Below are 26436 nucleotides of genomic sequence, written 5' to 3' on the forward strand. Positions count from 1 at the left end.
CCGATTAACTCCCCGACTTGATCACGCCCGCTGTCCTCATGACCTCCTCAATTCTTCGATCGATAGCCATGAGCTCAACCTGATCAGCATCGTACAGTCGCAGTTCCGACGTACCGAGCACGCGACAGCGTGTAAACAGTTCCTGCCGCGCCCTTCCCAACGCAGCCATCTCCACAGCGATATCGGTGTCAGTTGCCGGAAGCATCACGTTCATCCTGGGGTTCCAGGGATCATAGACCGCCGCCTCATCCGGCAGGAAAAGCAGCCGCTTGCGGCCTTCCAACTGCGGGCTGACATCAATCAAATTCCCGGATTTGTTTCGCCAAACTGCGTGATGTTCCGCCTCGTAATACAGGTCAGGTATATGCCAGATGGCCCAGCCATACGCGACGCTGCCACCGCTTCTCGCAATCTTTCTTGAAACATTATCGAAACATGCTGATGTGACGCTCCCCCGAAAAGGGATCGATGAAACAAAGACAGGCTCCCCGTCGGCAATTCTGCGGCAGAATTGCATGATATCAGGCGTGATCGATGCCGGGACGGTGTTTGGACGCTTCATGGCGCGGTTTGATAGTCGCTAGCACGAGCTTGGCCAACCAAACTCCGCATCGCTCCTGACCAGTTGTGTATGGATCTCACTTGACGGACGGTGCTGAAACTATCCAGGCTATGAGCGAGAAACTCCATCAAATCGGAAGGACACCAAATGAATAACAGCGACCTTGCGGACACCCTTGCCAGTCAGACCGGATCGACCAAGGCCGATGCCCGCAAGGCGGTCGACGCCGTGTTCGCAGCAATTGCGCAAGCGGCGGCCAAAGGCGAGGAAGTGAGCCTCAACGGTTTTGGAAAGTTCAAGGTGAAGGATATGCCTGCCCGGGAGGGCCGCAATCCCGCAAATGGCGAGACCATCAAGATCGCCGCTTCGCGTAAGCTCACTTTTACCGTCGCAAAGGCCGTAAAGGACAAACTCAACGGCTAAGTCTTAGGTTGAGGCGCCTCTGTCCATCTCGGTCGAGGCGCCTCCTCATCCAGAAGAAATAGGGCGGCGCCCAAAGACTTCGCCCGGCGTTGCGTTGATCGCTTCGGCCAGACGATCGAGCGTCTGCACATGATTATCGCAGGTGAATGGCTCGATGCGCTTTCCTTCAAATTGAGCCCTAAACATCGCGCTCTGTTCCTTACGGCCCGGACGGACATGCAGTGCGATTAGCGACTATGGCTGTGGGCAGGGATTATTGGATGTACCGCTCTATGCCAGATCCGTCGGAAGACCCGGGCATCTGGAAAGATCGCGCGCGAAAAGATATTCCTGGCACAGTCCGAACATCGCACGGTTGATATCCGCTAAATTCTTTTCCGTAATCCGTCCGCTTGTCTCATTGGCGATCAACGCCAAGGTTGGCGTGAGTGGCAAGATACCATGCTGGGGCACGTCGGGTACGCAAAACTCCCCGTCGACCGGCTCAATAAGTCCCCAACGCTTGGCCGCCAGCGCGTCCCTTATGCGGTCGACATTCAAATAGATAACCGTGCCCATCAAATCGCGCATCGCAAATGACCCGTCCGGCCGGGCCGCGATGTAACCATTCTTCTCTAAAATCTCGAGTTCATCTGCTGAATGTTCATGACGCATGCCGAGCGTGCCGGCGGGTTCGACATATTGCATCGGAAGGTGCCGCCGCTCGGCCCGCGCCTGCCAGAGCGCATAGAATTCAGAAATGACGTCACATTGCGCCTCATCGAAATCAAAATGGCGCTCTGCCAGGATGGTGGTGGCCAGCTTCTGAAACGCATCTTCGATGCGCTTCATGAAGCCTGTCTCCGATCCGTGGTTCCAACTGCGATCAGCGCAGAACAGGGTGTCAGCGTTGCCTGCTCGCCGCTGCTTGCCGCGAACCAGATCGTATAGGTCGACGCCGCCATCCCGCTCAAAGCGCTCGATGCTTATTACGGGAAATACATGTTGGCGCCGCGACAATCCGTGAGGATTGCCCGGTTGAGGCGGGTTGGACCGGCTTCGTCTATTCTCGGTCATACTACCCCTAACGCAGCTGAAGACCTCTTATCGTCGAGCGACGCTGATCGCCGCTATGCAAAGTTGACGTTTCCGACGTTTCACGACTTCGGGGAAACGATGCTATCACGAGGCAGGGCGATCCGGTCCTCCAGCCAGGCTATGAAGGAGCCGTCACCCCGCTCTGCAGGCGTGACGACGAACGCGGATTCGGTTGCGCCGCCCAGGATCGACCGCTCGCTTACCTGAACCTCGAGCTGCTCGGATCGGCGCATGTCGTCGGAGAGTTTCAGCCATAATGTGGTGCAGCCGGCGCCTTGGACCTCAGGCAAAACGCTCTCGATCGCGAGCGCCACGCCATGCGGGTCGAGCTTCTCCTGCAACATCCGCAAGGCGTTCAGCACGTCGCGCTCAAACGAGGAGCCAACCGGGACAAGCAATCGACCACTCAGTACAGGCTGTGCGTAGCCGCGCACGGCCTCAACGCAGCCCTGCGGATCGATGCGGCAAACCACCAACATCAGAAATGGTCCCGAGACGCAGGACGCACGTTCGATGCCGCCGATGATCCGGAAAGGGGCTGCGCGTGCGGAGTAGACGACATGATCATCGACCTCATGTCCGAACAGGAGAAGAAAGCCCTGTCCTCCCCTCTTCAGCGCAGCCGCAACCTCTCCGGTCCCGATCGGTCCGGCACCAAACCAGAGCCGGTCGGACAAGGCCACGCCAGGCGCAACTTCAAATGCCGCCGCAGCTCGCCTGATTGCATCGATGGCATCGCGCATCGATGGTTCCGGGTCTTCCGAGGGCGGTCGGATGGTATTTGCGCCGGCGGCGGCGAGCAACGAGCAAAGCGCCACGTAAAGCGAGGATGGCACGCGATCCGTCCGCGCTGCCCCTGGGATGGGCGGCAGTTCGGGTTCAAACGATGTGGCGAACAGCGTCCTTTGATCGTGGTTTTCGTCAAGCTTCGGCAACTTGCCCCTCCCCGCGAGCCGCTTTGGGATTGTCGCTGCGCCGTCTCTACTAAAAGATCCAAACAATGCTCAATCATGCTTGGGCCGAGATGAGCGATGATATGTTCCACAAGGAGCAGGAGCACCGGAGCACCGGAGCACTAGACGCAAGGCGATACGATCGTCTCCTCGGATTCGCAGCCAGCCAACTGATATAATGGCCAGATCCTTACCGCTCCCATCAGGCTAAGATCGCATGTTCGTCATGCATTACCCTGCAATATAGCCGATACCGAATTTGCAGGGTAAACCTTGTTTTTAAGTGGTTTACCCTGCATATGGTCTGAAATACCAAAATGCAGGGTAAACATGGCAGTCGAACCATTTTCCGATGAGCAAGCAAGGGTCATCGTCAATCTTGAACAGGCCTATCAGGTCTGGATGGAGACCCTGCGCACGCTCAACGACATGCCCTATAATATGCGGATCAAGGAGGTCTCCGGACGCGAATATCTCTATGAGGTAACGGATCGCCTCGGCTCCATGAAAAGCAAGGGTCCGCTCGATGCTGAAAAGCAGGCAGACTTCGATCAATACAAAGTGGAAAAGGCGGATCTCAAAGAGCGCCTCGCCCAGAGCAAGGCGACCCTTAAGGAACAAGGCAGTCTCTACCGCGCGTTGCGGCTGCCGATCTTGCCCACGGAAGCCGGCAAGATCCTGCGCGAGGCGGATCGGATGCGCTTTCTGGGCGAGCAAGCCATGGTTGTTGGGACCAACGCCTTGCTTGCCTATGCGCTGGAGGCGAACGGCTTCATCCGCGATGCGCCCGATACGACGATGGACTTCGACATGGCCCTGACTGCGATCGAAGCCGATGATGAGCGACCCACGTTATGGAAAGTGCTCAAGGAGGTCGATATGACCTATTCGGTCAACGCTGAGCGTCCCTTTCAGGCGCGCAATGCCAAAGCCTATGAGGTCGAAATTCTGTCGGCGCCAAGCCGGTTGGGCGGACAAACGGCACGCGACAAACCGCGCCCCGTCCCACTCCCTGAGCAAGAATGGTTGCTCAACGGTCGGCAGATCGATCGTGTGGTTGGCGTTCGCGATGGCGAGGCAGCGAGACTGGTCGTTCCCGACCCTCGATGGTTTGCGCTGCAAAAGCTCTGGATGGCGGAGAAGCCCCAGCGCAATCCGCAGAAGAAACCCAAGGATCGCAAGCAGGGCATCGCGATCCTGAACGCCGTCTGGCAGTCGATGCCCCACTACGCACTGGACGAAGCATTTCAAGAGGAGCTTCCCGATGAACTAAAACCTCATTTTGAGCTCTGGGACGGTCAGAAACCGGAGCGGTAGGCTTACTTTGGGAATTCCACCCGTTCATCGCAGTCAGAGCATCTTGTCGAGGCGCCCGAAATATCATATATCTTAAGATGTTCGGGAGCACCGTCGATGTACGACCTTAGAACTCATCAAAGCACCAAAGATATGCCCGGTGGACCACAATATATCCCTCAGGAACACCTCGTGCCTATTCAATTTGCTGATCGCGATGACAATCAACCGCTGACGCATGGAAAGCTAATCGGCAGCATCGTTTCGCTTGGGTTGCTTGCAGCGACGGGCGCCTACTTATTGTTGGCATTCTAGAGGAGTTCATTTCCGCAGATTGGGATCTGTAAAGAATCCGTGGTCATGGTCTTTCGCTACCTCAGATTGCAGAGCAACGGTGGCTGCTCCTCGATTGGTCCTGGCGGCTTGCGCTGAAGCCTGATCATCGCTCAGCTTCGCGCGACCTTCCTCTATGATGCGGGCGGCAGCATTAGGGTCTCCCCCGGCATTTCCACCACTGACCCGATCGACGCCACGTGGTCGATATGAGGCCCGCACATCGGCGACAGATCCGACGGTGGTGTGACGCACGTCAACAAGCGACGGCTCAGCGATGCTGCCCTCGATTTCCCGCCAGAGAGCATCGCGTTTCTCCTGCGACCACTGATGGATCATTTCCGCCCGAACGGCTCGCTGTTGATCGGTCAAGTCGGTCGCCCAAAGCTCAGGCGCCTCCATGTTGGGATGCATCGCCTGCTGGTGGCGATACCATTGCGCAAGGTCCTGGCTCAAATTCTCACTGAGCTGCATCCCATGTGTTTCGGCGTAGCTGGCGTCGCGCGACAGGGATTCAGAGAGTTCCTCCATCCGCCGCGCAGCCTCGGTATATGAGCGCGCTTTCGCCAGAGAGTCCTCGGTACTCTGCGACGACGAAGACGTTGACGACCCACGGCTGAATACACCGGAGCGATCATAGGTAGCATCCGACGTTGATGCTCCGCGACCGCTCGAATGCTCATCGCGAACGCCGCTTGAGGAGGCGCTCGAGTTCTCGGTGGAGCGGCTTTCATCTGTTCCATATCTCAGGTTGTCATTCTGCGTGCCTGTTCTGCTCACCCCGAGGCTACCTCCCACGCTTGGAAGGCCGCCTCCCGCCTTGCCTCCAACTGTGCCGGATCCTCTGCCGGGACTACTTCCCAGTCCGCCGGCCAAGGAGCCTGTAACTTGATCGCTGGAACCAGCAGTTCGGTCATGACCCTTTGTTATCCGTTGGCTCTGGCCGGTCGACGAGCGTTCCTCCATTCCCTGCGAACTCGATCCGGTCGTCCGGTCGAATTGCTCGATGTTGGTGTTGGAGGAACTGCCTCTGCCGGTTTCGAAGCCGGACGAGCGCTCGGCCGAGGTTCCGAAAGCGCTGCGGTTCGTATGTGTGCTGGTGAGAATTTCCTGTGCGGCGTTTTCGAACGATTGCGCCTGGCGGTGGGCCTCGTTCGCCATCTCGCGCCACTCGGCGACCGTCCCGCTGTTCATTGTCGGCGTGAAGCCGAGGCGCGAGATTGCGCCGCTCGTGTCGATGACGTCTTGCCCATTGCCAAATCCCGACACGACCGCGCCATTGTCCTGGCGCCATCCTGTGCTGGTCGCGCCGCCTATGAAACTCGGGGCGACCGACCATTGATCGCTTTGGCGCATGTTGGAGGTGGCATTCGCCCAGCTCACATTACCATAGGAATAGTTGCCAGTTGTCTGCTCAACCGCCGCCGCTTCGGCCGCGTTCTGCGCAGGCGCCAGCATTGAGGTCGCCTGGCCAGCGATCGACATCGCGCCGCGCGCCAGCCCGGCCGCCAGAAACGGAATGCTCATGAGCATGAAGCCGGCGATCGTCGCTGTCTCGCCGTTCACAGCACCGATGCCCGCATAGGTGCCGAGCGTTACGCCGCCACCAGCGACACCGGCGGCCGCGGCCTCCGCTCGGGTCATGCAGATCATGTGGAGGATGACGTAGAGTGGTCCCCAGGCAGCCAGATAGAAGAAGCCCATCGCATAGCCCTTGAGCGATGCAAGCCCCGTTTGCGGCATCAGGAAGAGAGGGAAAATGACCGGGAACATTGCGAAGAAGACGACGGTCAGCACGATGTTGAGGATTGGCACCCAAGCCATGGCCTGCTGGGCAATCGAATTGTAAGTGTTGCGTGCCTGAACATCGGCACGTGTCTGGGCAAACGTATCGATCGTTGCTGCGCCCGACCCTCCCGACATGCTGTTGCGAGCCTGCATGAAGGCGTTGATCGCCGTGTTCTGCCGCATGGCGTCGCTATAGTTGCTCCCCGACCCCGTGAAGGCGGCATTGGCGATCGGGAGATCGTGTCTGAGCTTGTCGGCCGCCAGCGCGTTGCTGAGCTTCGGGTAAAGCGCCTTGCCCCAGAGGGGCGTGTTCGCCTCGATCATCGGCGCCCACTGAGCACTCAGCATATCATAGGCTTGCCGGCAGGTGACGATCGCGCTGGTCACGGTGCCGTCACCCTGCCGTTCAAGCCATTCCTGAGATCGAGCCTCCGATCCAGGGCCGATATCGGTCCACAGATCTTTCGACTGCGCGAGAACCGTGAGCGACTTCCGATAGAGCATGACGTCGCCAAAGAGGCACTTCTTGAAGTGCTCCTCCAGATTGGTCGAAAACTCCGCGTCACGAATGACGAAGTTGCGGGTCGCGTCGTAAAGGCGCGCGCCGTAGACCATGCCGTTGGTTGAATAGTTGAGCTCGCTTGGCATCACGAACACGGTCTCGGCGGTCCGGGTGAGCCAGTCTCCAATCTGGGTCGTAAAGCTCGCGAGCACGCCCAGCCCCAGGGGAACATTCGAGACCGTGGCGGGCGCCAGCGACGGGTTTATCCGATCGGTCACCTTCACGTCGATGGTGGGGACCATGAGGCAAAGGTAGATTGCCGTGGACTGAAGAAACCAGTTCATCCAGACGCGGAAGTTCATCGTGAAGGCGACGACGAGCAGGGAGTAGATCAGCCCCATCACCATCACGACGCGGAGGAGGGATTTATAGCCCCCTCCCCCTGACCACGCGGCAACGGCGTTGAAAGTGTTGACGAGATACTCCCCGCCCCCGACCGTGAAGACTTCGAGCATCGCGCTGGCTCCCCTGCCCTACATCAGGCCCTGTGCGTTCAACCCGCGCGAGAAGTTCAGCGCGGAGGACATGCCCGGCGTCATCGAGTTCTGAAGGGTGGACTCCAGCATGATGCTGCGGTCGATGATCTGCATCGTCACCTGCAGCTTGTTGGACAGCTTGACATCGCGCTGTGCGAATTTCTGGCGCGTGGCGGCAATCTGTTGCTTCCACTGGGCGGCAGTCGCCTGATCGAAGGTCTGGTAGTGGGTCTGCGCCTGCTCGACCCGGTCCAACATATTGTCGAGCATGGCCGCCAACAGGTCGACAGCCACGATCTCCGAGAGGGTTTCGATTTCGCCGTCGGTGAGCGCGTAGTGCGCATAGGCCTGGACCGCGAGGATCTTGTAAAGCGGCACGGTCGCAAGATTAAGAAGTTGCTTCTCTGAGGCGTCGAGCGCGGTGTCCGTCCGGATCTTGCTGCTCATCGACCGAATCATCCCACCGATCCGCGGCTGTAGCGCCGACGATGCTGGAACGGACAGGGTCTGCTCGCCTACATCGTAGCATTCGGAATCGTTGCACTTGAGCATCTTGACGGGAGGCGCATCCGCTGTGCCGTCGAGCAAGGCAGTCACCACGGCTTCCTCGGCCGGACCGAACATCACGACCTTGCCGCCCACGGTTGGATCGGTCGACGGGGTCGTCACCACCGTCCCGACCAGGGTCATGATATATTCCGAGAAGGACTGGTCGAACGCCCCGAACTTGGCCGACTTCTTCAGTGCCTCCCAGGTATAGTTGTGCGGCTCGCCGACGAGCTGGTCCTTCATGTTGGCATCAGTGTTGCCCGCAATCGTGCTGTCGCGCCGGTTCCCGTTGTTGCAACCCTGCCGGGATGCGGCCCAGTCCGAGAAGATGCCCTGACTGTTTCCGACAGCCTCACAGATCGTCGACCTGGTCGTCTCCATCTGTGGCCAGATCCCACCGACGAGCGCCTGCGCGGTTTCGCAGCTAGAGATGTTCATCTGGTTGAGGAGCTGAGCCTTCTGGCTGAACTCGTCCATGACCTTACCGATTTCGGGCGACACGGAATCGATCGCGAGCTTGAAGGCAAACCCGAGCGCATTGTTCGCCGTCGCCTTCAGCATCGCCACGATCTCGGAAGCGTTGATGAAGGAGAAGCTGCCAGCGAACAGATCGATGCCACCGCAACCCGCCCGCGCAGCTGGGAGCTGAAGGTTGAAGGGCGTCACGCTTTTCTGGGGAAAGCGGGTCCAGACATTGCCGAGCGAATAATAACCGGCCGACTGGCCCTGAAAGGCGGTCGGTCCGGTAACATTCGCGGCGCCGCCGGCATCGTTGAAAAAACCGTTCATCTGGGATGCGACATCTGCCTGCGCGACGCCGATAAGGGCGACGTGCGAAGCGGCCATGAGCGCAAGGCCAGCACCCAACCGATGGCGCAGCGCGCCCTTCTTCCCGCATGCCATCAGTAGTCGCTCCCCACCTTGGTGTTGGTCAGCATGAAGATGCGGTCCATGATCTCGTCGGCGCTGAGCACGCCGTACCCGACCGGGATCGTCCGCTTGGTCTGGGTATCGAACAGGACAAGCGCCGGCGTCTCATTGCCGGGAACGCCCATCCGCGCCCGCTGGCCTGAATCGACGACGTAGTTCGGGAATTCCCTGTTGGGGCCGCCATCCATCGAAACGGCCATGACGGTCAGCCGATGGCTGTCGGTCACCGAACGCAGGATCGGCGCAAACACCTCGCAGGCGCCGCAGCTCTGGGCGTAGAAATAGAAAAGACCGTAGCGCTGCCCAAGGCTCGTCAGCACAGCATCGCGGTCGGCTTGACGGTTGTCGAGCCAGAGGCGTTTCCCCACCGTCGAGACCGGACGCTGCAGCGTGTAGTCGAGATCGGGGTTCTGCCAGAGCGCGCGCTGCCAGGTGTCAGAGAATGTGGACGCACGATCGAGCTGCTCGCGCTGGAACCGCACATAATTGATCACGTTGGCCTCGGTTGGATCGAGGATCGCCTTCGCCTTCAGCTCGTCGAGCTGCCTGCTAATCGCAGCGATGCGGTCTGTCGCGCTCACCACTTTGCCTTCCCCCCTTTGCAGGGCGTTTTCGGCGGGCTTTGGCTTTGCGCAGTAGAACCACTGGCCTAGCCGCCGCTCACCGCAATAGAAGTCGTCGGGTTGATCCTGCTCGATCGCGTCGCGCTGCCCGGCCGGCGCCTCTTGCGCCAATGCAGGCGGAGCCCAGATAGCGGCCGACAAGATGGCGACCAGCAGCGAAGTCTTACCAAAGACCGACATGGCTCGCTTTCCTTTCGCTATCTTTGGGAGTGTCGCGGAGGGGGGTAATCAGGACGAGGTCGAGGTGCCGGTCCCAGTCCGCGAGGTGGACGTAGCAATCCGCCACGGTCCGCGGATGCTGGCCGCCGCACGGGATCGGAGCAGGGCGCGTGGATGGGTTGGCGGCAGGCTCCAGAATGAAGGCCGTGGCGATGATCGGCAGCTCAATAAGCGGCAGTGGCATGATCGTTCTTTCTGATGTCTAGCCGCACCGCGGCCTCCTTGAGCGCGGGTGCCAACGGGCGCCCGTTAATGGCCATGGAGGTCGTAGTAGGACTGAATTTTGGTCTGGATGTCCGCCATGGTCTGGACCTCGTCGGGCAGCTTCGCGGCATCCAGGAAGTCCGAATAGACGTCGGTGAAATCCATCACCGACAGGTCGAGCCGCGCAAACTCGTCGACCGTGAAGCCCTCGCAGCTTTCCTTCTTCGGGCTGCCCCAGGGTTTGCCGAGCTGCGGCCGGCCTTGCTCCTGGAGCACGCGCGAGAGCTTGCTCTCGAAACAACAATAGGCGGTCCGCTTCATGGAGCAGATCCCGAGGAAGCTCGACGAGCAGTAACTGCCGAGATTATGGCAGAGGCCCATGCGGTCCTTGATGTCGAGCTTCATCTCGTCCTGGCTGCACGCGAACAAGACGAGGAACGGGGTCACGAGGCCCGCGATCGCCACGGGCCCGCCCGCCAGCGCGGCTGCGCCGGTCGCCAGCGGGATCGCACCCGACACCTTGCCCGCGCAGCAATTGATGAGGCCGAAAACGGGCTTGTGGCATGTCTCGCGGTCGCCCGAGAAGACACGGTAATTGGTCTCGTCGAACTCCTTCCCAGCCTGGTCGAGCGCGTGCAGCCCGACGAGGGCATCGCGGAACTCGGTGGAGGCCTCGCGGACGATGGGCTCGCACTCGCCGTTCACGCAATAGACGTCGTCACCACAGATATATTGATTGTCGGTCGGCACGCTGCTCGCCGGCGTCGGGCAGCGGTAGACCTTTTCGGTCACTTTGCAGGGGCCGTTCTGGGGATCGTCGAGGCAATCATCTCGGACATAGGTGCAGGCGGCATTCGCATCGAGAGAACCGCAGTCGTTGCCGGCAGTCATGACCTTGCAGGAGAAATCCCGCTTCCACGCCCAACAGGGTTGTGTGATCGGCACGCCGTCGATGATGCGGGTCTCAGGCCCTTGCGTGCACACCTCGCCTGCCGGATCCGCGGTGCACATGCTGTCGCCAGCCAGGCCCGCGCAGCCATCCACCCGTCTGACACTGACCTGCGTCTCGGTCGTCTTGGCGTGCCATCCCTCCCCCGTGATCGGGCTCGGAAGCAGCGCGAGGTCCGTCAGGTTCGCCGAGCAAACATATTCGGTGGCGTTGTAGCCGTTACAAAATTTGTTCGTATCGAAGCCGTAGATCAGGTGTGCCGCGCAAGCCTTCATGACGACGCCGGTCGGCCTGCAGGTGCCGTCCGCAATATGGGGCGCCATTGCGTCATAGCGCGCGAACGGCGTGCCATAGGCCCCGTTCGGAACGACGAAGAACTTGTAAGCATCCCTACTCGTGGTCTCGGGGACCATGGTCACCGAGCAGGATCGCGGCTGATCCTCGATCTTGGTGCCCTGGTTGCAGGTCGCTTCATAATAGCCGGATCCGCTGGTCGACGGCGGCAAGGGCGTACAGGTGCCCGATCCGCTCGTGATCGACTGGCCCTCGAGATAGGTCGTTGGATCGTGCTCGACCGACGTCGCCCGGTTGGTGGTCGCCTTGATGTCCGCGTTGCTGAAGGTCGGGCGGACATGATCCGCGTCGGTCGACACCCGATAGCTCTCGCTGCTCGACTTCATACCCTGGGCATCGGAGATCAGCTTGTCGGGATCGTCGTAATAGATGCTCTGTGGTTGGCTGGCGCCGGTATAGCCGGGCACTGCGGTTGCCTGGGCGTCGGTCGACGGCACCAGCGAGGAATCGGTCCTCTTCTCCTGGGCGATCGCCTTGCCTTCCTGCCGGGCCTGATCGACGGTCATCGTCTGCGCCGCGGCAGTCCCGGCCACCAGAAGGATCGAACAGAGCGCGCTCATGAACAGGCGGGCGATCATGGGTTTGACCGCTTCATGTTGGACAGGGCCACAGCGGCGACACGGGCACCCGGGCCACTCCCCTCGGCAAATGTGGTCAGTGCATATTCGACCGTCACGTTGCCAATCATCCGGTCATAGGGCGGCACCTTCGTCGTGCAGGAAAAGCCAGCACACAGATCGAAATCGGACGAGACGCTCACATAGGTCGGCACCGCCTCGACCTGGAAGGCGCGGAAGAGCCGTGGATCGATGCCGATGCTCGCGAGCTGATCTTTGTCGACCACCTTGCTCAGCCGAGACACGAACGCCCTCGCCGAATTGTTCGGGAATCCGCGGAAGACGACGACGCCGCCGGCCGACGCCGTATCGCGCACGAGCTGCCTCAGCGCGTCATCGGGCATCGACAAGCTCGCGAAGGCAATAAACTGTGGCGCCTCGCCGCCATTGGCGGTCATGTTCTTTGCAGCGCCCTGAACGATCTCATCGAAGTCCACTGGACTTGCTGGTCCCTTCGGAAGCCCCTGAGCCGCAATGCGCCGCATGTTATCTGTGCCAGCGTCCCGCGTCGTGGCGGCGTCCTCCCGAAACCGGTCGCCACGATCCTTCACCTGGTCCACGAAGGCCTGAGCTTCCGCGGCCAGGTCTGCCGAGCGCGTCTTGACTGCCTGGACGTCAAGGCCGTCCACGGTCTGCGCCAGCAGCGCCGTCAACCCCGCGGTTCCCAGCAGGGCCAAGATGCCCAAAGTAAGAAGGCGCATCGTGGATCTCCTAGAGCACGCAGCAGTTGCGCTTGCGCCAGACGAGGTAACCCATGTCCTCGCCACCGGCAGGATAGGCGCGGCCCGCGTCGGGCGGCATTGTCGACGCCCCGATTGCCGAGCAGGCAAAGCGGCCGCTCACAGTCGGGATCGGATTGACCATCTGAAAGCGGTATTGCTGCTTCCGCATGATCGGCATGAGGTACTTTGCGCAGAGCCCCTTGGAGCCCATCGTGCCCCAGGCCAGCGCCTCACGGTGCATCTTGTAGGCGAAGCGTGAGAGCGCGAGCCGCGACGACTGAACATGCCCGATCGAGGAGGGGATGTTGCCGTTCAGCGGATACATCGAACCCTGGCAGCCAGAGCACCAGAAGAGCGGATCCAGCGGCAGGTTGACGGTGCCGGCGATGCAGTCGCCCGCGCACGCCGCCTGCGCGATCGGATTGGCAAAAACAATCGCCTCGGGGTTGATGAGCGCCGCGAGGGCGTCGTCCTGCCAGAGAGGGTCGATCTCGGTGATGTAGGCGATATCGAACGAGGCCTGCTCGAAGCAGACGAAGTCCGTCAGGATCTCCATCCAGTAGAGAAGCGGATAGACATACCAGTGGACGTGCCACTTCGCCGTGCTCTGCGACCGGCCGCCCACCATCGATGGACCTGCCAGATAGCCTTGGCCAATATCGAAACCTGGCGCGATCCGGATGCCGCCGAGATTCGGAAAGCACCAAGGCTTCATGGTGACGTCGGCGAGGCGCGCCGGCTCCCAGAATCCAACCGAGATGCCGATGCGCGGCAGCGGATCAGCGCAGGCACAAATCGGCGAGGTGGGGTTGCTCGGGTCCGGCCTGCCGCTCGGCCAGATCTTCAGGCCGCCAACCGAGAGCGGGAAGAGACACGACCAGCAGACGTCCGTGATCGGATTGACGAACTTGCCATTGCAGGTCGGCGTGGCCTCCGAGCGCTGTGCGAAAGCCGAGATCGCGAGGACAAGCGCGAACGCGCCCACGAGCGAGCGAAGCCAGCGCGTCATTCGGTTTCCCCCAGGCTGTCGAGGTAGGCGGTGTCAGCACGCTGCTTCCGGAGCAAGTAGAGGCCGGTCCAGACGCCGCACACGAACAGGAGCAATGCCATCGTCATCGGGGCGTATCGGCCGACCGCGCGATGGAAGGGACCAAACAGGCCGGCGCCGGCCGCCGTTGTCAGGCAAAGCCCCTGCCAGATGAAGCGCATGCGGCGCAGTCCCGTCGTTTCGGGTGCGGCCATCGGCGTTCGCAGAAGGTCAAGCCAGAGCGGCATCAGCCGGCCCTCCCCTTCGGCACCACCTCTTCCGACACGCGCATCGCGCGGCCCGTCTGTCGGACCACCGCCGGCGTGTGCTCGATCCCGAATTTTGAGGTGAGCTTGCCTTCCTGGTCAAAGTAGAAGCGCCTTTTCCGGGTCGTCATCGCCTCGATCGGCGAGCCCCTCACGAAGATGATCTTGGCGTTGAGCTCGGTGAACTTGCTTGTCGCCCAGGCCATCTGGTCGGCGTTGTCTCCATCCACAAAGACGAGAGCCTGCCGTACACCCACGAAGTCGAGCGGGTTGATCCGTTGGCCTGCCGTCGCGATCAGATTGCCCTTCTGGTCGCGAATATCGTGCTCGACCTGGACGGTCGGATCGAAATCCCACGCCCGCGCCTCCTTGGCTGGCGAGATGGCAGAGACCGGGGTCGGGCGCCGGACCTTCGCTTCTGCCCGCTTGGCGAACATCTCGTTGGTGCGAGCAAGTTCGCCGCTTGCCTCCGCGCGCTTAAGCCTCTTCTCGATCGTCGCCAGCAGGTCGGGCTCGAGCACCGGGAAGGCTTCGCCCGTCTGACCATAGTCGCGCGCCTCTGTGCGCACCGACGTAACTACGAGGCCACCGATCACCAGGGCGGTCGCGGCAGCGGCACTGGCAAGGATCCTCTTCATAGGATCGCCTCCCCGACACCGATGATCTGCCGCGCGCAAATGAACCCGATCTCAGCATAGCGGCTATCGAGCCCATCCGGGTGCGGTGAGCCGGCATAATAACAGCCGGTGGGGATCGCCCCAACGGCGCCCATCGTCAGCGGCTCGCCGCTGCGCGTGTTGGGTTTCATCCGCCCGACGGCCCTCCCGTTGATCAAGACGACTTCGCCCTGATGCGCCACGACGTCTCCGGGCATCCCGTAGACGAGCTTGCCGAACATCCGTGGCTTCGCCCCGAAATGGCGCCGCACAAGGTCTCCGTGCGGCGGATCGAAGAAGACGAACTGCCCGCGCCTTGGGAGCTGCTGCCGATGGATGACGAACGCCCAGTTGGGCAGCGAGTTTGTCGCGTTGATCAACAAAAGATGATCGTCGCGCCAAGCGCTGATCGCACTGAGGCACGTGGTGCCGATCACCACCATAAGCAGCGCAGCCCACAACTGCTTGCGCGGCCGGCAGCGGACGGGCGCAGCGTTATTGGCCGCCGTTGCCATCGGGGCCTCCGAAGGTCGAGACTGACGCACCGAGCACTTGGGACGGGATCTGTTGAGAGGGAACTGGCAACCCGACCGGCATTTGCGGCTCCCCCGCCGGGACGCCAGCCATCGGATCGATCGTGGCGCCGGCCGCGGCCTGTGGGGCGGCACGCAACGCGCCGAGCGCGGACTGCGCGGCCGATAGCTCTTGCAGGCGCTGGATCTCCTCGACCGACATGCGCTTGGGCTCTGGCACGCCCGAGGCGAACACCGCCTTCTTCAGGCTGTCTGTGATGTCCGGGACGTTCTTGGTGAGCACCGCTTCGCCGACCAGCACGATTTGCCCGTCCGTGCTGCGCCGCTGCAGCTCCTTGTCGAGCGACGACATGAACGCCTGCATCTCGGCACGGACGCGATCGGGCGGCGACCCCGAAAAGCGCTGGGCCTCGACATAATCGCCGACGAGCGCGGACAGCCTCGCAGAGACGATATGATCCTCTTTCGACAGGGTCAGCGCCCGGGTCACCCACATGCCCCAGACGATCGCTGCGATCACGATCAAGCCCAGGACGATCTGAAGCCGTGTAAAGCCGCCAAATCCGATCCCGCGCTTAATCGCGCATGTCTGAGGCGCGGATGGTGGGACGGGAAGATCGAGTTGGGGTTGGTCAGCCATGGCGCGGGGCTCCCTCCTCATCGCGGCGAGGCAGGATGCGATCGGCGCGAAGGGCTATGACGGCGGTGGACAGGATCATGTGCGCGATCGCGAACATGTTGAGGAAAGCACTCGTGCGCGTCGGGTCGGCCGCGACGTAGCGGGTCGTGAAATTGTTCAGCTGGTGGACGAAGCCATCGAACGAGAAGCCGCCGATCGCCAGGAAGAAGAGGCAGAACAGGCCCCAGGTGATGAGCAATGTCGAGGCCACGAACCCAAGACCGTGCAGGAGGGAGTAGAGCATGCTCTGCCACTTACGCCGCGTGAGGCCTGCGAGCCGGCGATGCGCCTGGTCTGGATGGGTCGCCATCGCCGCTACTCCGCCGCGACCACGACCTCGTCCGCCTGGACGAGATTGCTCACCCATTTTTCCGGATTGTCCGGGAACGCGATCCGCTCGATCGCCTCATTCATGCTCAGCCCCTCGGCAATCAGTGCGTCGATCGCGGCGAACGTTTTCGGGCTCGAGGAGAAGAGCGTGGCCGAGTAGGGGTCGAGGACCAGGCGGCCCACAGCAAGAGTGTCGGGCCCCTTGATCATGATGTCGGAATATTCAAAGCCGTTGCGCTTGAGCGAGCGCAGGAGGGCATCGGTATAGTCGTCCATCTCGAAGCGGTCGTGCTTCTTGAAGTCCGCGATCGTCTCTGGCTTCTGCTGAAGGATAACGAACCAGTCGGAGTTTTCGAGCGCCGCGACCGATCCCGCTGACTTATAATAATCATTGAGCGATTGGGTCGCCGTGACCAGCGAGGCGCCATATTTCCGGCATGTGCGAGCATAGGTCTCGATGAAATCAGCCATCGCGCCGCCGCGAAGCATCTGCCAGGCTTCGTCGAGAAGCAGCGCCTTTGGGATCGACCGATCCAGCTTGCGCATCATCTGCTGCGACATGAACATGATCGCCGTCAGGACGACGCTGCGCAATTCCTCGCGGGCGGACAGGTCCGACAGCTCAAAGACGGTGAGCTGGGCCTCCAGCTCGAACGACACCTCGCCTTGAAAGAAGCGGCCATAGGTGCCCCTTGAGGAGAAGGGCCGCATCGCAATGGCGAGATTGGCGGCGAGACCGTTGCCGGTCGCGTCGAGCGCCTCGATGACGAGGTCTATCGAACCCCGACTGCCGTGTGCCTCCCAGACCTGGTTCACGGCGCCGTCAATCAGGCCCCGCTCCGTGTCGTCCAACAGATTTATGTGCCGCGACATCTGATTGATGATCGCCTTCAGCATGGCCATGCAATCGAGCAGATAGTCCTCGTCTTCGGCCGCCTGCGCTTCGTCGATCATCGAGAAGGGATTGAGGCAGAAGCCCGAGCTCATCGTGAACTCGACAAAGGCCCCGCCCTGCAGCTTGGCCGAGTGCTCGAAGGAACGGCCATCGTCGATTACCACGACGCGCGCGCCGGCCCCGCATAGCGATCCGCAAAGCTCCTGAAGCGCGACCGACTTTCCCGAGCCCGACTTGCCGAACACCGCGACATTATGGTTGCCGGCACTGTTCTCGAACGGGCTCCAGAAGAAGGGCTGGCCGCGGCGTCCAATCAGCAGCAGATGGGGGATGCTCCCCCCGAGATACTCGCCCTGCAGAGGCGCAAGGTTCGCGGCCGTCGTCGTGAGGAGCGTGCGCATCCGCTTCATGCGCTCGAGGTCCTTCGACAGCCCGTTGGCCATCGTCATGGGCATCGCGCAGAGCAATCCCATGACCTGCAGGTAACGGTCATCCAGCAGGTCCCAGCCAGCTGCCCGATACACGGATTTGAGCACACGCTCATTGCTGTCGCCCTGCCCTTTGGGCGAGAAGGACGTGGCACTGAAGAATACGCGCACGAGCTTGCGCCCCTGCCGAATCTCGTCGTTGACGTGCCGCCACTCCTGGGACTGTTCGCGAAGCTGCGGCAGGAACCGGGACGACTTGGAATCGGCCAGGCTCGTGGTCCGCATGAACTTGTAGCTGGCCTTGCTCGTCGAGGCCTGCTGGTCGGGAAATTCGATGCAGAGGTTGGTCGCAACCGGACACGGCAGGCGCAGCTTGTCGGTGAACATGTCGCCGATCAGGCGCGCCACATCCCAGGGCGCCCAGCGCGTCGGCAGGTTGCGCACGGAAAAGGAGCGCACGTCGAACACGTCTGGAAAGATCTCGCCGATCTCCGGCGCACCGTTGAGCGTCTTGCCTGTTGGGCGGAAGCGCTCCGTCCGCAGGAGCATCCGGTCGGGCTCGATATGAAGCTCGATATCGCGGCGGATCGCCTGGTCGGCGATGGGGTCGAGCGGATTGTAGCTGACCGCATCCTCACCGGCGGCCGTTGTCGGCGAGGTTATGTCGTCTATCCACCCGATGAGCGCGACCGGGTCCATCTTGCGCGCCGCGACGTTGATCGACTGCAGCGCCGAGATCAGCCCGTCCATGAGCGAGGTGATCTGCTCGACCGAGATGTTGGACGATTCCGGCGTCGAATAGGAGAGCGCGACCCGGTGATTGCGAAGGCAGAAGGGCGCGTCGGCCGACAGCGATTTCCAAACGCCATCGGTCAGAAAGTCCACCCGATGCTTGGCCATTCGCTCATAGACGCCGCGCACCGAATATCGCGGCAGATACCATTTGGACAAGCGCTCGCCGATGCGCGGCGACATCCATTGGTGGATCTGCAGGCACCCAGGCGCCGGAATGCCTTCCGAGAGAAACTGTGAGAGGATTTCACCCGTGCGCTCATCAGCGCCAACCAGCGGCGCCGCCTCGATAACGAAGCCGCGCGATGCGCTGTTGTAGAAGATGCCGGTCTTGGGATCGTAGCTGCGATAAGGTAGCCAATGTGCCAGCATCGGAATGGCGAGGTCCGGGCGCTGCGCGTCTGGCCGCTTCGCATCGCCGAAGATGCCCGACAGCATTTCGTCGAGTAAACCCCGCGCCATCTCAATTCTCCTCCGGGATGGAGGCCGGGAAGCCGGCCGCGCGAACAGTCGCCCGCGCCTTGGCATTGGTCGCCGTCACAGCGCCGGTCTGGCCGGCAGTTCGGGCATCGCTCTCCCCTCGGGCGGCCTTGTCCCTGAGCTCCGGTGATGCCTTTACTCGCGAGAGTGCTTCGGCTGCCTCCGTCGTAGGGGCAGGCGAAACTGTGGCATCCTGGATTGGCTTCGTGGTCTGGGCACCGACCGGAGGCTTCGTTTCGCCTCTCTGCGGGGAAGGAAGGACGCCCCCGACGCTCTTGGTCTCCACCCGCCGCTTGGTGATTCCAATGGCAGGCTCCCCAGGTGTGCGGCCCGCCCTGGGGGTCAGGCGGGCCGCAACGTCGTCCTGGATCGCCTTGACGGGATCGGCGCGCCGAGCACGCGCCGCGGCGACGGCCGCAGGATCGGGAAGATTGGGATCGACGTCCCCAGGCTGGATCGTCGCGAGGTCCGCGCGCTCGACAGCATCGGCAAGCGATACCGGTTCGGCACCAGATGCCTGGGCATTGCGGTCGGGTATCGCGGTCGTGTCGGCGAGTGCCTGTTGCTGCCATTCGCCGCGCTGCACGACGGCATGCACCGCGCTTGTCTCATGGAGCCGACCTCGCTCATCAATGTAGGGCTGGAAGATGATCCGGAGCACCCGCTCCTGCGTGCGGTGCGCATCGAGCGGCGCGGCGGGCCCGCTTTGGCCTGTCGCGGCGACACGCGCCGTCCGCAATGAGTGGCGTCGCGCCGGGCTGACAGCGGGGATCTCTCCGGCCGCGGCTTCCCCGGCGATCATAGCGATCGCACGATCGTCGATCGACGATGAAGGAGCGCATATGCCGTCGGGCGCCGCGCAGGCGAAGCTCCCCTTCACATTGCTGCCCAAGGTCGTACAGCCTCCAAGCAAGGTCAGTGCGAACAGTGCACACGAGCAGAGCAGCAGTGGCCGCCGGCGCGGTGAGGCGACCGTCACGACTTGGCCCCCCGGAGCCAGGCTTCCAGAAACTCTCTGGGGCGATAGCCCTCGAGCACGGCGCCATCGCCGCGCACGATGATCGGCGTCGCATTCAAGCCATGTTCGCGCGCGAACCGTTCATTGGCATCGAGGCCTTTGGTGTCGCACGCTGCCGGCGCCTTGAATGGCTCGCCGGCATAAGCCGCGTGAAGGGCCAGCTCTTGATTCTTGGAGCAATAGACCCGGTCGGCGATGTCGCGACTGCCCAGCACGGAGATCGGCCGCTCGACCACTTTCACATCCATGCCGCGCAGCACGTTAGTGAGCGCTCTGCAGTAGCTGCAGCGAAAGTCGGTGAAGATCGTGACGCTCTGCTTGGCTGCCCGGTTGCCCCAGACAATCGCACCGTCAGTGGAGAGGCCTGAGAGGTTCAGTGCGACTGGGCGAACCGGCGAAGTGAGCTTACCAGGCCCAGCGACGGGTGTCGTTGCCTCGCTATCCTCGCCGTCATTGGCCGCGACCGCGTTCGCCTTGGCGGCGCCCCCGATAAGCAAGTCCGGGTTGATCTCGAGCAGTCGCGCCGCAGTCAGGTCTTGCCGCGTCTCCATGTCGTAGACGCGACCGATCATCAAATATCGCGCGCCATGATTGACATAGAAGAGGTTTGCGCCGGCTGTGATCTCGCACAGGCCCTCGATCTTTTCGCAATCGACCTTGGTCAGCGGCGTCTTCGGCAGCCGCGTTTTGAGCAGCGCGGCCACCTTGGTCTCGTGCATTCCCCCGAGGTCAGCGGCGAGCGCGATGCCCGCGATGCAGAGCGTGCCAATCGCAGCGATCGTGGGTGCGGGACGGTAGAGCGCGCGAAGCGCCTTCAAATGGCTAATTGCGAACATAGACACCCTCCAGAAAGACGATTTCGACGTCGATGCCGGTCGGCATCTCGATGACAGGTTGGTATTGCTCGGCCCGCTCGATCAGATATTTCGAGACGTCCTTGCCGGCCTCCTGCGCGCCGCCTCCGAGCGCGCGCAGGCCGACGCTCCCCAGGTTCGGGGTGCGATTGATACCCCCCTCCCCGTCGGCCGAAATGTTCGCGAGCGGCTGATTGAAGGCGGTGTTGAGCGCGTTGCCGCCACCACTGACCAGACCGGCCAGGAACGCCTGCATCGCGAGCGACCCCTCGCGGCTGACAACGCGGCCGCGCACGCCGGTCTTGCCGCCGAACGCGATGAACCCCTTGACCTCGGACACCGCGTAGCGGCCGCCGGGCTGGGGGCAGGTCATCTTCTGGAGTTTGACATAGACCTTCTCACTCGACAGCTCGCCGCGCGCCGCGCCGTTGACGAGGCAGCCCTCGATCTTCGTCGTGAGGAGGCGGCCGTTCTGATAGACCGAGCGCGCAGGGCCCGTAACACGCAGAACCACCGGCAGCGGATCGGTCTGGCTGTTCACGCCGGCGCTCGCATCGACGCCCACGATCACCTTGGCGCTCGCGAAGCTGTTGGGTGGAAGATAGTTGATGCTGTCGCTAAAAGTGGTCGTGCCTTTCGCGACCTTCGTTGCATTGCTGGCTTCCGACGTCTGGAAGCTCACCAGCTTGACCTCGGCGCTACCCGCCATCGGCATCGGGCGACCGGCACCACCGTCACCGTCCGGACGCTGATAGACTTGGGTGCCGTTGGGTCCATACAGGGCGTTCGGCCCCGTGATGGGTGCGGGCGGCGGCGCGGAACGGGCTGAGGCGATCTCGCGGCGCAGCGCCTCATTCTCCTGCTGGTAAGCCGAGAAGACGCGGGAGCCGTCGGCCCGCATCGCCTGGTTCTCCCCCCTGAGCAGCTCGACCTGCTGCGAGAGCTGATCCATGCGTTGCTGCTGGCCGTTTACCGATTTCAGTTGGTTCTCGACCGACTGCATCTGATTTTCCGAGAGGGCCATCCACTCCTGCTGGTTGAGATTCTTGTTGACCATGTCCTTGGTCGAGACCTCGACCTTGGCCGTCTCGTCGCCGCTATCGCCGGCAGATTTGTCGTCGCCCCCGAAGATCCAGAAAGAGGATGCGATGAGCCCGATCCCGGCCACGCCGGCGAGGAGCATCCGCTGCTTCTTGCGCACGCTCTCGTTCGCCGAGAGGTCGGTCGAGATCGGCGACAGGCCGTCCTCTCCTCCACCGCTATCCAGCGGTTCGCGCTTGCGCCGGAAGATGTCTGTCCAGGCCATATCACTGCCTCCCGTTTTGCGAGACGAGGTAGGCCATCGTGACCTTCCCGGGATTGAGGTTCGGCTCGGCGATCGAGACAGCGAGCGCGCTGGTCGGAGCAACCGTGGCTTCGCTGAGCGTGACGGCTTCCGGTCCCCGGTTCTCGATGCGCAGGACACGTCCGGTCAGATCGGATCCCCGATATTCGGCGATCATCTGGACCTTGAGGTTGCCGACATAGACTGGACGCAGGGTACGCTGACGCATCTCATAGCCATCGGCAATGCTGTTCGAATACATCGCCTGGACGAGTTCGACGGCCGCTTCGTGGGGGCTGGGCACGATCGCGGCAACCTTCGGCGATCCATTCTCGTCCGCCTTGGCCTTCGCGATTGCAGGGTTTGAGATGAAGAGCTGGACGGCTTGCTCGCCGGCAACCCGGCACACGATCTTGTAAACATAGCCGCGCTTGCTGGTGGCGAAGAAGGAGAGCGCCGGCCGGGTGAACCCTTCGGGCACTGAAAGGTAGATGTCACCGCGCACCGGTTCACTGACGACCGAGAAGTCGTCCTGAGGGTTTCCCGTCGATATCTTGGACACCGAGGCAAACTCATCCTCAACGAGGCTGAGGCGGGTTAAATCCTTGGCCGACGCGGAGCAGTCGACCAGGCTGCCGTCGGAGGCCATCACCGTCTGATCAGCCCTGGCAGGCGCTGCGACCATGAGCGCGCCCATCGAGACCAGGCCTGCTCCCAGGAAGCGGCTCAGGCGGCAGGAGGCGCGTGCGAGGGAGGTGGCGCCCGTTAAGGCGCTGCCAATGGCGCAGACCGACATCACTGATCCTTTTCCTTGCCGGACGTCACCATTCCGAAGCCCACAAGCTTCAGGGACAGGCCGGAATATTGCCAATCGAAGCGGAAGGTCCGGCGCTCGTTAGAGACGACCTTGTTCCCCACGATCGTGTGCAGATCGCCGGTGACGGTCGACTGCAGTTTCTTTGTGTCCAGTTCCATCGTCTGGATGGTGAAGAACTGCGCGATCGAGGAGCCGCGCTGCTCGTTCACGATCTTCATCAGATCGCCGCGGATCTTGCCTTGCGCGCTGGGCGCGGTGATCTCGAGCACCGATTTCATCCAATACTCAAGGTTCGCCGGACTGCGATCGAGCGTCAGCACCGCAGTGTCGCGGGTGATGAGCTCGAGATATTCGCGGCTGACCCCCGAACTGTTGACTGCGAGCGGACCATTCAGGATCGGCTGCAGGACCACCTCGCGATCCCGGGAGGCGGTGATCAGGCCGAGGACTGCGCACAGCGCGCCCAGAATGCCCGCAATGATCAAGAGCATATTGCGTTGCTTGAGGACGCGTTGGCTTTGGGCGTGGGTGTAGGAGATTTCCATCTCAGCCAGCCATCAGACGGAGATAGGAGGGTGGCGTGGCCCGCATGCCGGTGAAGCCGGCAGGCAGATGCCAATAGGCCATATGGAGCAGCCACGAGACCGCGCGACCCGACTTAGCTTTCTTCAGTCCCCACCAGCCTAAGCCCGCGAGCAACATGCCAATGAGAATATGCTGAGTCAGGATTCCCCAGACGAAGGGTCCAACCATCGCCAGGAACTCATCCAGGGTCCACAGCCCGATTAGCTCAGGATCATCCAGATGAGACGGTATGACATACTTGTCCGAAGCCATTTCACCACCCTCCCCGCAGGCCGCCCAGATCTGCTATTCCGGCCGGCCGTTGGCTTGTTCAGATCGTTGCCGTGACGGTGGAGGTGACGATCGGCACGCCGGTGCCGGCGCCGACGCCCACACCGACGGGGATGGCGATCTGGCCCATCGAGAAGCGCCCCGAAGCGAGCGCGACCACGCCGCCGGCGAGCGAAAGTACCGTGATGATCTTGCCGCCCGAGCCTTCCAGAAAGTCAGTGAACTTCGTCAGCGCGGTGTCGAACGTGGTGTCGGCGCCAGCAAATGCCGGGCTGGTCACGAGGAAAAATGTGAGCGCGAGAGCGACAAGGACGAAGATCGCCAGCTCCGCACGGCCGCTGTGCTTGATGACAGACTGCATGAGAGTTTCCCTTCAATCGGAACGCGACTGATCCGCGCCCAATGAAAGGCTGAGCTTGCACCTGAGGCGCGGCAACGCAGATCCCGGCAAGGGGCTGGGCCAGGTCGCGTTTTATCGAATCGAACCAGCGGGTGCCCCGGCAGTCGGGGCACTTTGCCCTGACGAGAGGGGCAATCTGCCCCGTCTTGTGGACCATTGCGCCCTAATTTGCGGGGCACCGTCTTTTTCGAGTCGGAGTTGCCCCCAATTTGGGCGGATCTGCTGAAAGGTTAGTTCCAATTAACAATTTCGGCGCACATCAGTCAGCCACCCTTGACCGGATTCACGATAGGACATTCGTGGCCGTGTGAATGAAAGGGGCCGTAGATTCGATGAAGGCTGGTCAGATCATTCTGTCACTCAACATATCGGAGCAGCTGTGCGCGCTGGCCAGGGATTGCCTGCGCCTGCGAGACAACGAGACGAAGTCGCTCTACACAGTTGAGGCACTTCTATCCGAGCATTTCGATCCGCTTTCCGTGGCGGACGACCTCGCCCCTCGGACGATCCGCCAATATCTGTCAGCGATCCCAACGTCCGGCGCGGTGAGCCTGATTCTAAGTGTCAGCTCAGCCTGTGCGCAGGACCTTGAGACGTTGAGGCAAATTCTCAGTGAGAGACTCGAAACAGATCTCAGCATCGCGGAGGCGATCTCGATCCTATTGTTTCACTATATGGTTGGGCAGACGGCTGAACGCGTGCTTCGACGCGTCGGCTTTGCAAGCTCGCAGGCGAGCCCAATCCTGGGCGCAACTCTCCAACATGCGTCAGACAATGTGATCCGCCTGCGATAATCTCGACGGCTCATTGCTTTGGGATGAGAAATCCGGCGCTTGCCAGTTGAGCGGTGCTGTGTTTCGATTTGCTCAAAAGCAATTGGGGGTCAACGATATGTCAGCCCTAGCGCGGATCGACGATGATGCCGGCTGCCGTGCGGCCAGCTTGAAGCGGTGTGATGTCATCCCGCTGATCCTCGAGGCCATGTCTGAGCAAGGGCTCGGCCAACGTAAGTTGGCGGTCAAGACCGGTATCAGCAAGACAAGGATTGGCCTTTTACTTCACAGCGATCCCACGAAACGCGCGCCCATCTTTTTCTGGGAGTTTCTGCAAATTCTCGCCGCTCTTGATATCAACGTCGCCCAGGCGGTGATCGCGCTCGAGACATATCGCGACCCGAAGCTCTTCCACGATGAGCGGTTCCAAACCTCAATTGCGATGCTGACCGAGCTCTTCAAGGGATTGCCGGCCATGCTTGTTGATGCGCTCGACGAGATTGAAGGCATGGACGGAACCGAGATCCGTAAGGAATGGGCCGGCCCGTTGCGACAAGCGGTCATCGAGAAGCTCGTGAAGGAAGTCTGCGCTGTTATGGCGCGCAGGGCTCACCTCACCCAGATCTCCGGCCTTGAAGCTTAGGGGCTTCGCTGCCTGACCGGCTCAAATCTAGTAAGACGAGACGACTGCCGCCCTGCCTGTCGGCTGCAGCTGGTTGATAACGGGTGCCTCTCCCTTCTGAACAATCGCGTGCTGCGTTGAGCTTGCCAGGCGATGCCAGTTGGTGAGGATATTTTCGACATAAGCCTGAGTTTCCAACATCCGCGGGACGAGGCCATTCTTAACTCGGCTTGGCCCTGCATTATAGGCCGCTAGCGCGAGATGGGCCGCGCCAAAGCGATCAAGCTGCTGTCGTAGATAGCGGGCGCCACCGTGCAAATTCTGCTCAACATCATAGCGGTTCACGCCGAGGTCGGCGGCCGTGCCGGGCATGAGTTGCGTCAGGCCATAGGCGTTTTTCCTCGAATACACGCCCGACCGATAGCCGCTCTCGCGGATGATCATTGCATCGAACAGCCCGACCGGAATCCCGTAGGTACAGGCAATACTGCTCATCATCTCATAGAAGCTGAGACGCCGATTTTCGGTTTGTGGATCGAGGAAGCCGGATGGCCGGTAGGCGGCCGTCGTGCAGCTGGGCGAGAAGCTGGTCGGAGCCCTCACGAACGCCTCTCCGTTTGTCATCCAACGCGGAATAGCAATCATCGGCGCGGGAGAAATGCTATTGCGCTGTGAAAGCGAAGCTGGCTGGGACATCCTTTCACCCGCTCTCCCGACGTCGGTAGAGTTCAATCCGCTGGCCATTTCGAATGCCACCCACCGCCGGCTAAGATCATGGGTGCGTAATGCCGCAATTACCGGGGCGGCGTCAGAGCTCGCACGAGGCGCATGGCTGCCGCTCTTATTGCCCGCGTCGCGTTCATCCGCACTCTTCGGGAATGCCCGCTCACTCAGAACAATGACCTCCGCCCTCCGCTCTCGGCTTTGGTGCGCCGTGCCTTCAGCTGCTGATCCCAATGCAACCGTAAGCAGCGCGGCGCTCGCCACCATTTTCGAAGTCATGAGACGCTCCATTCCCGTGATTTCGAAAGTGGAGATCATGGCGATTAT

At 61.6% G+C, this 26436-nt stretch carries 29 protein-coding genes; 5 read left to right on the top strand and 24 right to left on the bottom strand.

The window, feature by feature from the left end; translation table 11 throughout:
• Positions 1-4: 4 nt before the first annotated feature.
• A complete protein-coding gene (locus M2335_RS16190; RefSeq protein WP_264595483.1) occupies positions 5-562 on the bottom strand; it encodes a hypothetical protein in 558 nt (185 codons plus the stop codon).
• 147 nt (positions 563-709) lie between these two features.
• On the opposite strand from M2335_RS16190, the gene M2335_RS16195 reads away from it, so the two are divergent.
• Positions 710-985: an HU family DNA-binding protein gene (locus tag M2335_RS16195; protein WP_264595484.1), complete on the top strand. Its 276-nt coding sequence runs from the start codon at positions 710-712 to the stop codon at positions 983-985.
• 270 nt (positions 986-1255) lie between these two features.
• On the opposite strand, the gene M2335_RS16200 is transcribed toward M2335_RS16195, so the two are convergent.
• Together M2335_RS16200 and M2335_RS16205 are read right to left on the bottom strand one after the other, a co-directional pair.
• Positions 1256-1816 carry a DUF4238 domain-containing protein gene (locus tag M2335_RS16200; RefSeq protein WP_264595485.1) on the bottom strand — a complete coding sequence of 187 codons (561 nt, stop codon included), beginning with the start codon at positions 1814-1816 and terminating at the stop codon, positions 1256-1258.
• A 305-nt stretch (positions 1817-2121) separates the two neighbouring features.
• The gene (locus M2335_RS16205) at positions 2122-2997 is read right to left on the bottom strand and encodes a hypothetical protein (RefSeq protein ID WP_264595486.1); all 876 of its coding nucleotides are present in this window, start codon (positions 2995-2997) and stop codon (positions 2122-2124) included.
• Between the two features lie 348 nt (positions 2998-3345).
• On the opposite strand from M2335_RS16205, the gene M2335_RS16210 reads away from it, so the two are divergent.
• Both M2335_RS16210 and M2335_RS16215 read left to right on the top strand, forming a co-directional pair.
• Positions 3346-4332 (top strand): nucleotidyltransferase domain-containing protein, encoded by a 987-nt coding sequence (locus M2335_RS16210; RefSeq protein WP_264595487.1) that lies wholly within the window; start codon positions 3346-3348, stop codon positions 4330-4332.
• Positions 4333-4428: 96 nt separating this feature from the next.
• A complete protein-coding gene (locus M2335_RS16215; protein WP_264595488.1) occupies positions 4429-4626 on the top strand; it encodes a hypothetical protein in 198 nt (65 codons plus the stop codon).
• A gap of 6 nt (positions 4627-4632) precedes the next feature.
• Here M2335_RS16215 and M2335_RS16220 read toward each other — a convergent pair whose 3' ends face one another.
• The 20 genes from M2335_RS16220 to M2335_RS16315 all read right to left on the bottom strand — a co-directional run bounded on the left by M2335_RS16220 (position 4633) and on the right by M2335_RS16315 (position 23952).
• On the bottom strand, positions 4633-7449 hold the full coding sequence (locus M2335_RS16220) for a conjugal transfer protein TraG N-terminal domain-containing protein (protein WP_264595489.1): 2817 nt from the start codon (positions 7447-7449) through the stop codon (positions 4633-4635).
• 18 nt (positions 7450-7467) lie between these two features.
• A complete protein-coding gene (locus M2335_RS16225) occupies positions 7468-8865 on the bottom strand; it encodes a conjugal transfer protein TraH (protein ID WP_413716152.1) in 1398 nt (465 codons plus the stop codon).
• 56 nt (positions 8866-8921) lie between these two features.
• Positions 8922-9752 (bottom strand): conjugal transfer protein TraF, encoded by an 831-nt coding sequence (locus tag M2335_RS16230; RefSeq protein ID WP_264595491.1) that lies wholly within the window; start codon positions 9750-9752, stop codon positions 8922-8924.
• On the bottom strand, positions 9736-9975 hold the full coding sequence (locus M2335_RS16235) for a hypothetical protein (RefSeq protein WP_264595492.1): 240 nt from the start codon (positions 9973-9975) through the stop codon (positions 9736-9738). The genes M2335_RS16230 and M2335_RS16235 overlap by 17 nt, the downstream gene beginning before the upstream one ends.
• Before the next feature lie 65 nt (positions 9976-10040).
• Positions 10041-11876 (bottom strand): conjugal transfer protein TraN, encoded by a 1836-nt coding sequence (locus tag M2335_RS16240; protein ID WP_264595493.1) that lies wholly within the window; start codon positions 11874-11876, stop codon positions 10041-10043.
• Positions 11873-12616, bottom strand: a complete 744-nt coding sequence (trbC, locus tag M2335_RS16245) for a type-F conjugative transfer system pilin assembly protein TrbC (protein WP_264595494.1) — start codon at positions 12614-12616, stop codon at positions 11873-11875. The genes M2335_RS16240 and trbC overlap by 4 nt, the downstream gene beginning before the upstream one ends.
• Positions 12617-12626: 10 nt before the next feature.
• Entirely contained in the window at positions 12627-13646 is a 1020-nt protein-coding gene (gene traU / locus M2335_RS16250; RefSeq protein WP_264595495.1) for a conjugal transfer pilus assembly protein TraU, read from the bottom strand.
• Positions 13643-13912, bottom strand: coding sequence for a hypothetical protein (locus tag M2335_RS16255; protein ID WP_264595496.1), 270 nt, complete (start codon positions 13910-13912; stop codon positions 13643-13645). The genes traU and M2335_RS16255 overlap by 4 nt, the downstream gene beginning before the upstream one ends.
• On the bottom strand, positions 13912-14568 hold the full coding sequence (gene traW, locus M2335_RS16260; RefSeq protein WP_264595497.1) for a type-F conjugative transfer system protein TraW: 657 nt from the start codon (positions 14566-14568) through the stop codon (positions 13912-13914). Before traW ends, M2335_RS16255 begins: the two co-directional genes overlap by 1 nt.
• A complete protein-coding gene (locus M2335_RS16265; RefSeq protein WP_264595498.1) occupies positions 14565-15101 on the bottom strand; it encodes a S26 family signal peptidase in 537 nt (178 codons plus the stop codon). The genes traW and M2335_RS16265 overlap by 4 nt, the downstream gene beginning before the upstream one ends.
• Positions 15082-15759 carry a type-F conjugative transfer system protein TrbI gene (locus tag M2335_RS16270; RefSeq protein ID WP_264595499.1) on the bottom strand — a complete coding sequence of 226 codons (678 nt, stop codon included), beginning with the start codon at positions 15757-15759 and terminating at the stop codon, positions 15082-15084. The genes M2335_RS16265 and M2335_RS16270 overlap by 20 nt, the downstream gene beginning before the upstream one ends.
• Entirely contained in the window at positions 15752-16042 is a 291-nt protein-coding gene (locus M2335_RS16275; RefSeq protein ID WP_264595500.1) for a hypothetical protein, read from the bottom strand. The genes M2335_RS16270 and M2335_RS16275 overlap by 8 nt, the downstream gene beginning before the upstream one ends.
• A 71-nt stretch (positions 16043-16113) precedes the next feature.
• On the bottom strand, positions 16114-18705 hold the full coding sequence (gene traC / locus M2335_RS16280; protein ID WP_264595501.1) for a type IV secretion system protein TraC: 2592 nt from the start codon (positions 18703-18705) through the stop codon (positions 16114-16116).
• A 1-nt stretch (position 18706) separates the two neighbouring features.
• Positions 18707-19615 (bottom strand): TraV family lipoprotein, encoded by a 909-nt coding sequence (locus M2335_RS16285; RefSeq protein WP_264595502.1) that lies wholly within the window; start codon positions 19613-19615, stop codon positions 18707-18709.
• 83 nt (positions 19616-19698) lie between these two features.
• Positions 19699-20577, bottom strand: coding sequence for a DsbC family protein (locus tag M2335_RS16290; protein WP_264595503.1), 879 nt, complete (start codon positions 20575-20577; stop codon positions 19699-19701).
• Positions 20564-21901, bottom strand: a complete 1338-nt coding sequence (locus tag M2335_RS16295) for a TrbI/VirB10 family protein (protein WP_264595504.1) — start codon at positions 21899-21901, stop codon at positions 20564-20566. Before M2335_RS16295 ends, M2335_RS16290 begins: the two co-directional genes overlap by 14 nt.
• 1 nt (position 21902) lies before the next feature.
• Positions 21903-22715 (bottom strand): type-F conjugative transfer system secretin TraK, encoded by an 813-nt coding sequence (locus M2335_RS16300; protein WP_264595505.1) that lies wholly within the window; start codon positions 22713-22715, stop codon positions 21903-21905.
• Entirely contained in the window at positions 22715-23281 is a 567-nt protein-coding gene (locus M2335_RS16305; RefSeq protein WP_264595506.1) for a type IV conjugative transfer system protein TraE, read from the bottom strand. The genes M2335_RS16300 and M2335_RS16305 overlap by 1 nt, the downstream gene beginning before the upstream one ends.
• Position 23282: 1 nt before the next feature.
• Positions 23283-23573, bottom strand: coding sequence for a type IV conjugative transfer system protein TraL (gene traL, locus M2335_RS16310; protein WP_264595507.1), 291 nt, complete (start codon positions 23571-23573; stop codon positions 23283-23285).
• Between the two features lie 58 nt (positions 23574-23631).
• Positions 23632-23952: a TrbC/VirB2 family protein gene (locus tag M2335_RS16315; RefSeq protein WP_264595508.1), complete on the bottom strand. Its 321-nt coding sequence runs from the start codon at positions 23950-23952 to the stop codon at positions 23632-23634.
• 371 nt (positions 23953-24323) lie between these two features.
• Between M2335_RS16315 and M2335_RS16320 the strand changes: the two genes are divergently transcribed.
• Positions 24324-24785: a hypothetical protein gene (locus M2335_RS16320; RefSeq protein WP_264595509.1), complete on the top strand. Its 462-nt coding sequence runs from the start codon at positions 24324-24326 to the stop codon at positions 24783-24785.
• 46 nt (positions 24786-24831) lie between these two features.
• Positions 24832-25407, top strand: coding sequence for an XRE family transcriptional regulator (locus M2335_RS16325; protein ID WP_264595510.1), 576 nt, complete (start codon positions 24832-24834; stop codon positions 25405-25407).
• A 27-nt stretch (positions 25408-25434) separates the two neighbouring features.
• Here the strand turns inward: M2335_RS16325 and M2335_RS16330 are convergent, their stop codons facing one another.
• Positions 25435-26427 (bottom strand): lytic transglycosylase domain-containing protein, encoded by a 993-nt coding sequence (locus M2335_RS16330; protein WP_264595511.1) that lies wholly within the window; start codon positions 26425-26427, stop codon positions 25435-25437.
• Positions 26428-26436: the final 9 nt, after the last annotated feature.

The organism is Sphingobium sp. B12D2B, from assembly GCF_025961775.1.
Taxonomy (GTDB): domain Bacteria; phylum Pseudomonadota; class Alphaproteobacteria; order Sphingomonadales; family Sphingomonadaceae; genus Sphingobium.

What these genes read in the sequence shown, in the direction of transcription:
- M2335_RS16320 (WP_264595509.1), top strand. Translation starts at nt 24,324, where the DNA reads ATGAAGGCTGGTCAGATCATTCTGTCACTCAACATATCGGAGCAGCTG.
- M2335_RS16215 (WP_264595488.1), top strand. Translation starts at nt 4,429, where the DNA reads ATGTACGACCTTAGAACTCATCAAAGCACCAAAGATATGCCCGGTGGA.
- M2335_RS16305 (WP_264595506.1), bottom strand. Translation starts at nt 23,281, where the DNA reads ATGGAAATCTCCTACACCCACGCCCAAAGCCAACGCGTCCTCAAGCAA.
- M2335_RS16300 (WP_264595505.1), bottom strand. Translation starts at nt 22,715, where the DNA reads ATGTCGGTCTGCGCCATTGGCAGCGCCTTAACGGGCGCCACCTCCCTC.
- M2335_RS16225 (WP_413716152.1), bottom strand. Translation starts at nt 8,865, where the DNA reads ATGGCCGCTTCGCACGTCGCCCTTATCGGCGTCGCGCAGGCAGATGTC.
- M2335_RS16290 (WP_264595503.1), bottom strand. Translation starts at nt 20,577, where the DNA reads ATGTTCGCAATTAGCCATTTGAAGGCGCTTCGCGCGCTCTACCGTCCC.
- M2335_RS16295 (WP_264595504.1), bottom strand. Translation starts at nt 21,901, where the DNA reads ATGGCCTGGACAGACATCTTCCGGCGCAAGCGCGAACCGCTGGATAGC.
- M2335_RS16270 (WP_264595499.1), bottom strand. Translation starts at nt 15,759, where the DNA reads ATGGCTGACCAACCCCAACTCGATCTTCCCGTCCCACCATCCGCGCCT.
- M2335_RS16235 (WP_264595492.1), bottom strand. Translation starts at nt 9,975, where the DNA reads ATGCCACTGCCGCTTATTGAGCTGCCGATCATCGCCACGGCCTTCATT.
- M2335_RS16315 (WP_264595508.1), bottom strand. Translation starts at nt 23,952, where the DNA reads ATGCAGTCTGTCATCAAGCACAGCGGCCGTGCGGAGCTGGCGATCTTC.
- M2335_RS16275 (WP_264595500.1), bottom strand. Translation starts at nt 16,042, where the DNA reads ATGCTCTACTCCCTCCTGCACGGTCTTGGGTTCGTGGCCTCGACATTG.
- M2335_RS16255 (WP_264595496.1), bottom strand. Translation starts at nt 13,912, where the DNA reads ATGCCGCTCTGGCTTGACCTTCTGCGAACGCCGATGGCCGCACCCGAA.
- traU (WP_264595495.1), bottom strand. Translation starts at nt 13,646, where the DNA reads ATGACGCGCTGGCTTCGCTCGCTCGTGGGCGCGTTCGCGCTTGTCCTC.
- M2335_RS16265 (WP_264595498.1), bottom strand. Translation starts at nt 15,101, where the DNA reads ATGGCAACGGCGGCCAATAACGCTGCGCCCGTCCGCTGCCGGCCGCGC.
- trbC (WP_264595494.1), bottom strand. Translation starts at nt 12,616, where the DNA reads ATGCGCCTTCTTACTTTGGGCATCTTGGCCCTGCTGGGAACCGCGGGG.
- traW (WP_264595497.1), bottom strand. Translation starts at nt 14,568, where the DNA reads ATGAAGAGGATCCTTGCCAGTGCCGCTGCCGCGACCGCCCTGGTGATC.
- M2335_RS16195 (WP_264595484.1), top strand. Translation starts at nt 710, where the DNA reads ATGAATAACAGCGACCTTGCGGACACCCTTGCCAGTCAGACCGGATCG.
- traC (WP_264595501.1), bottom strand. Translation starts at nt 18,705, where the DNA reads ATGGCGCGGGGTTTACTCGACGAAATGCTGTCGGGCATCTTCGGCGAT.
- M2335_RS16230 (WP_264595491.1), bottom strand. Translation starts at nt 9,752, where the DNA reads ATGTCGGTCTTTGGTAAGACTTCGCTGCTGGTCGCCATCTTGTCGGCC.
- M2335_RS16240 (WP_264595493.1), bottom strand. Translation starts at nt 11,876, where the DNA reads ATGATCGCCCGCCTGTTCATGAGCGCGCTCTGTTCGATCCTTCTGGTG.
- M2335_RS16200 (WP_264595485.1), bottom strand. Translation starts at nt 1,816, where the DNA reads ATGAAGCGCATCGAAGATGCGTTTCAGAAGCTGGCCACCACCATCCTG.
- traL (WP_264595507.1), bottom strand. Translation starts at nt 23,573, where the DNA reads ATGGCTTCGGACAAGTATGTCATACCGTCTCATCTGGATGATCCTGAG.
- M2335_RS16190 (WP_264595483.1), bottom strand. Translation starts at nt 562, where the DNA reads ATGAAGCGTCCAAACACCGTCCCGGCATCGATCACGCCTGATATCATG.
- M2335_RS16210 (WP_264595487.1), top strand. Translation starts at nt 3,346, where the DNA reads ATGGCAGTCGAACCATTTTCCGATGAGCAAGCAAGGGTCATCGTCAAT.
- M2335_RS16220 (WP_264595489.1), bottom strand. Translation starts at nt 7,449, where the DNA reads ATGCTCGAAGTCTTCACGGTCGGGGGCGGGGAGTATCTCGTCAACACT.
- M2335_RS16330 (WP_264595511.1), bottom strand. Translation starts at nt 26,427, where the DNA reads ATGATCTCCACTTTCGAAATCACGGGAATGGAGCGTCTCATGACTTCG.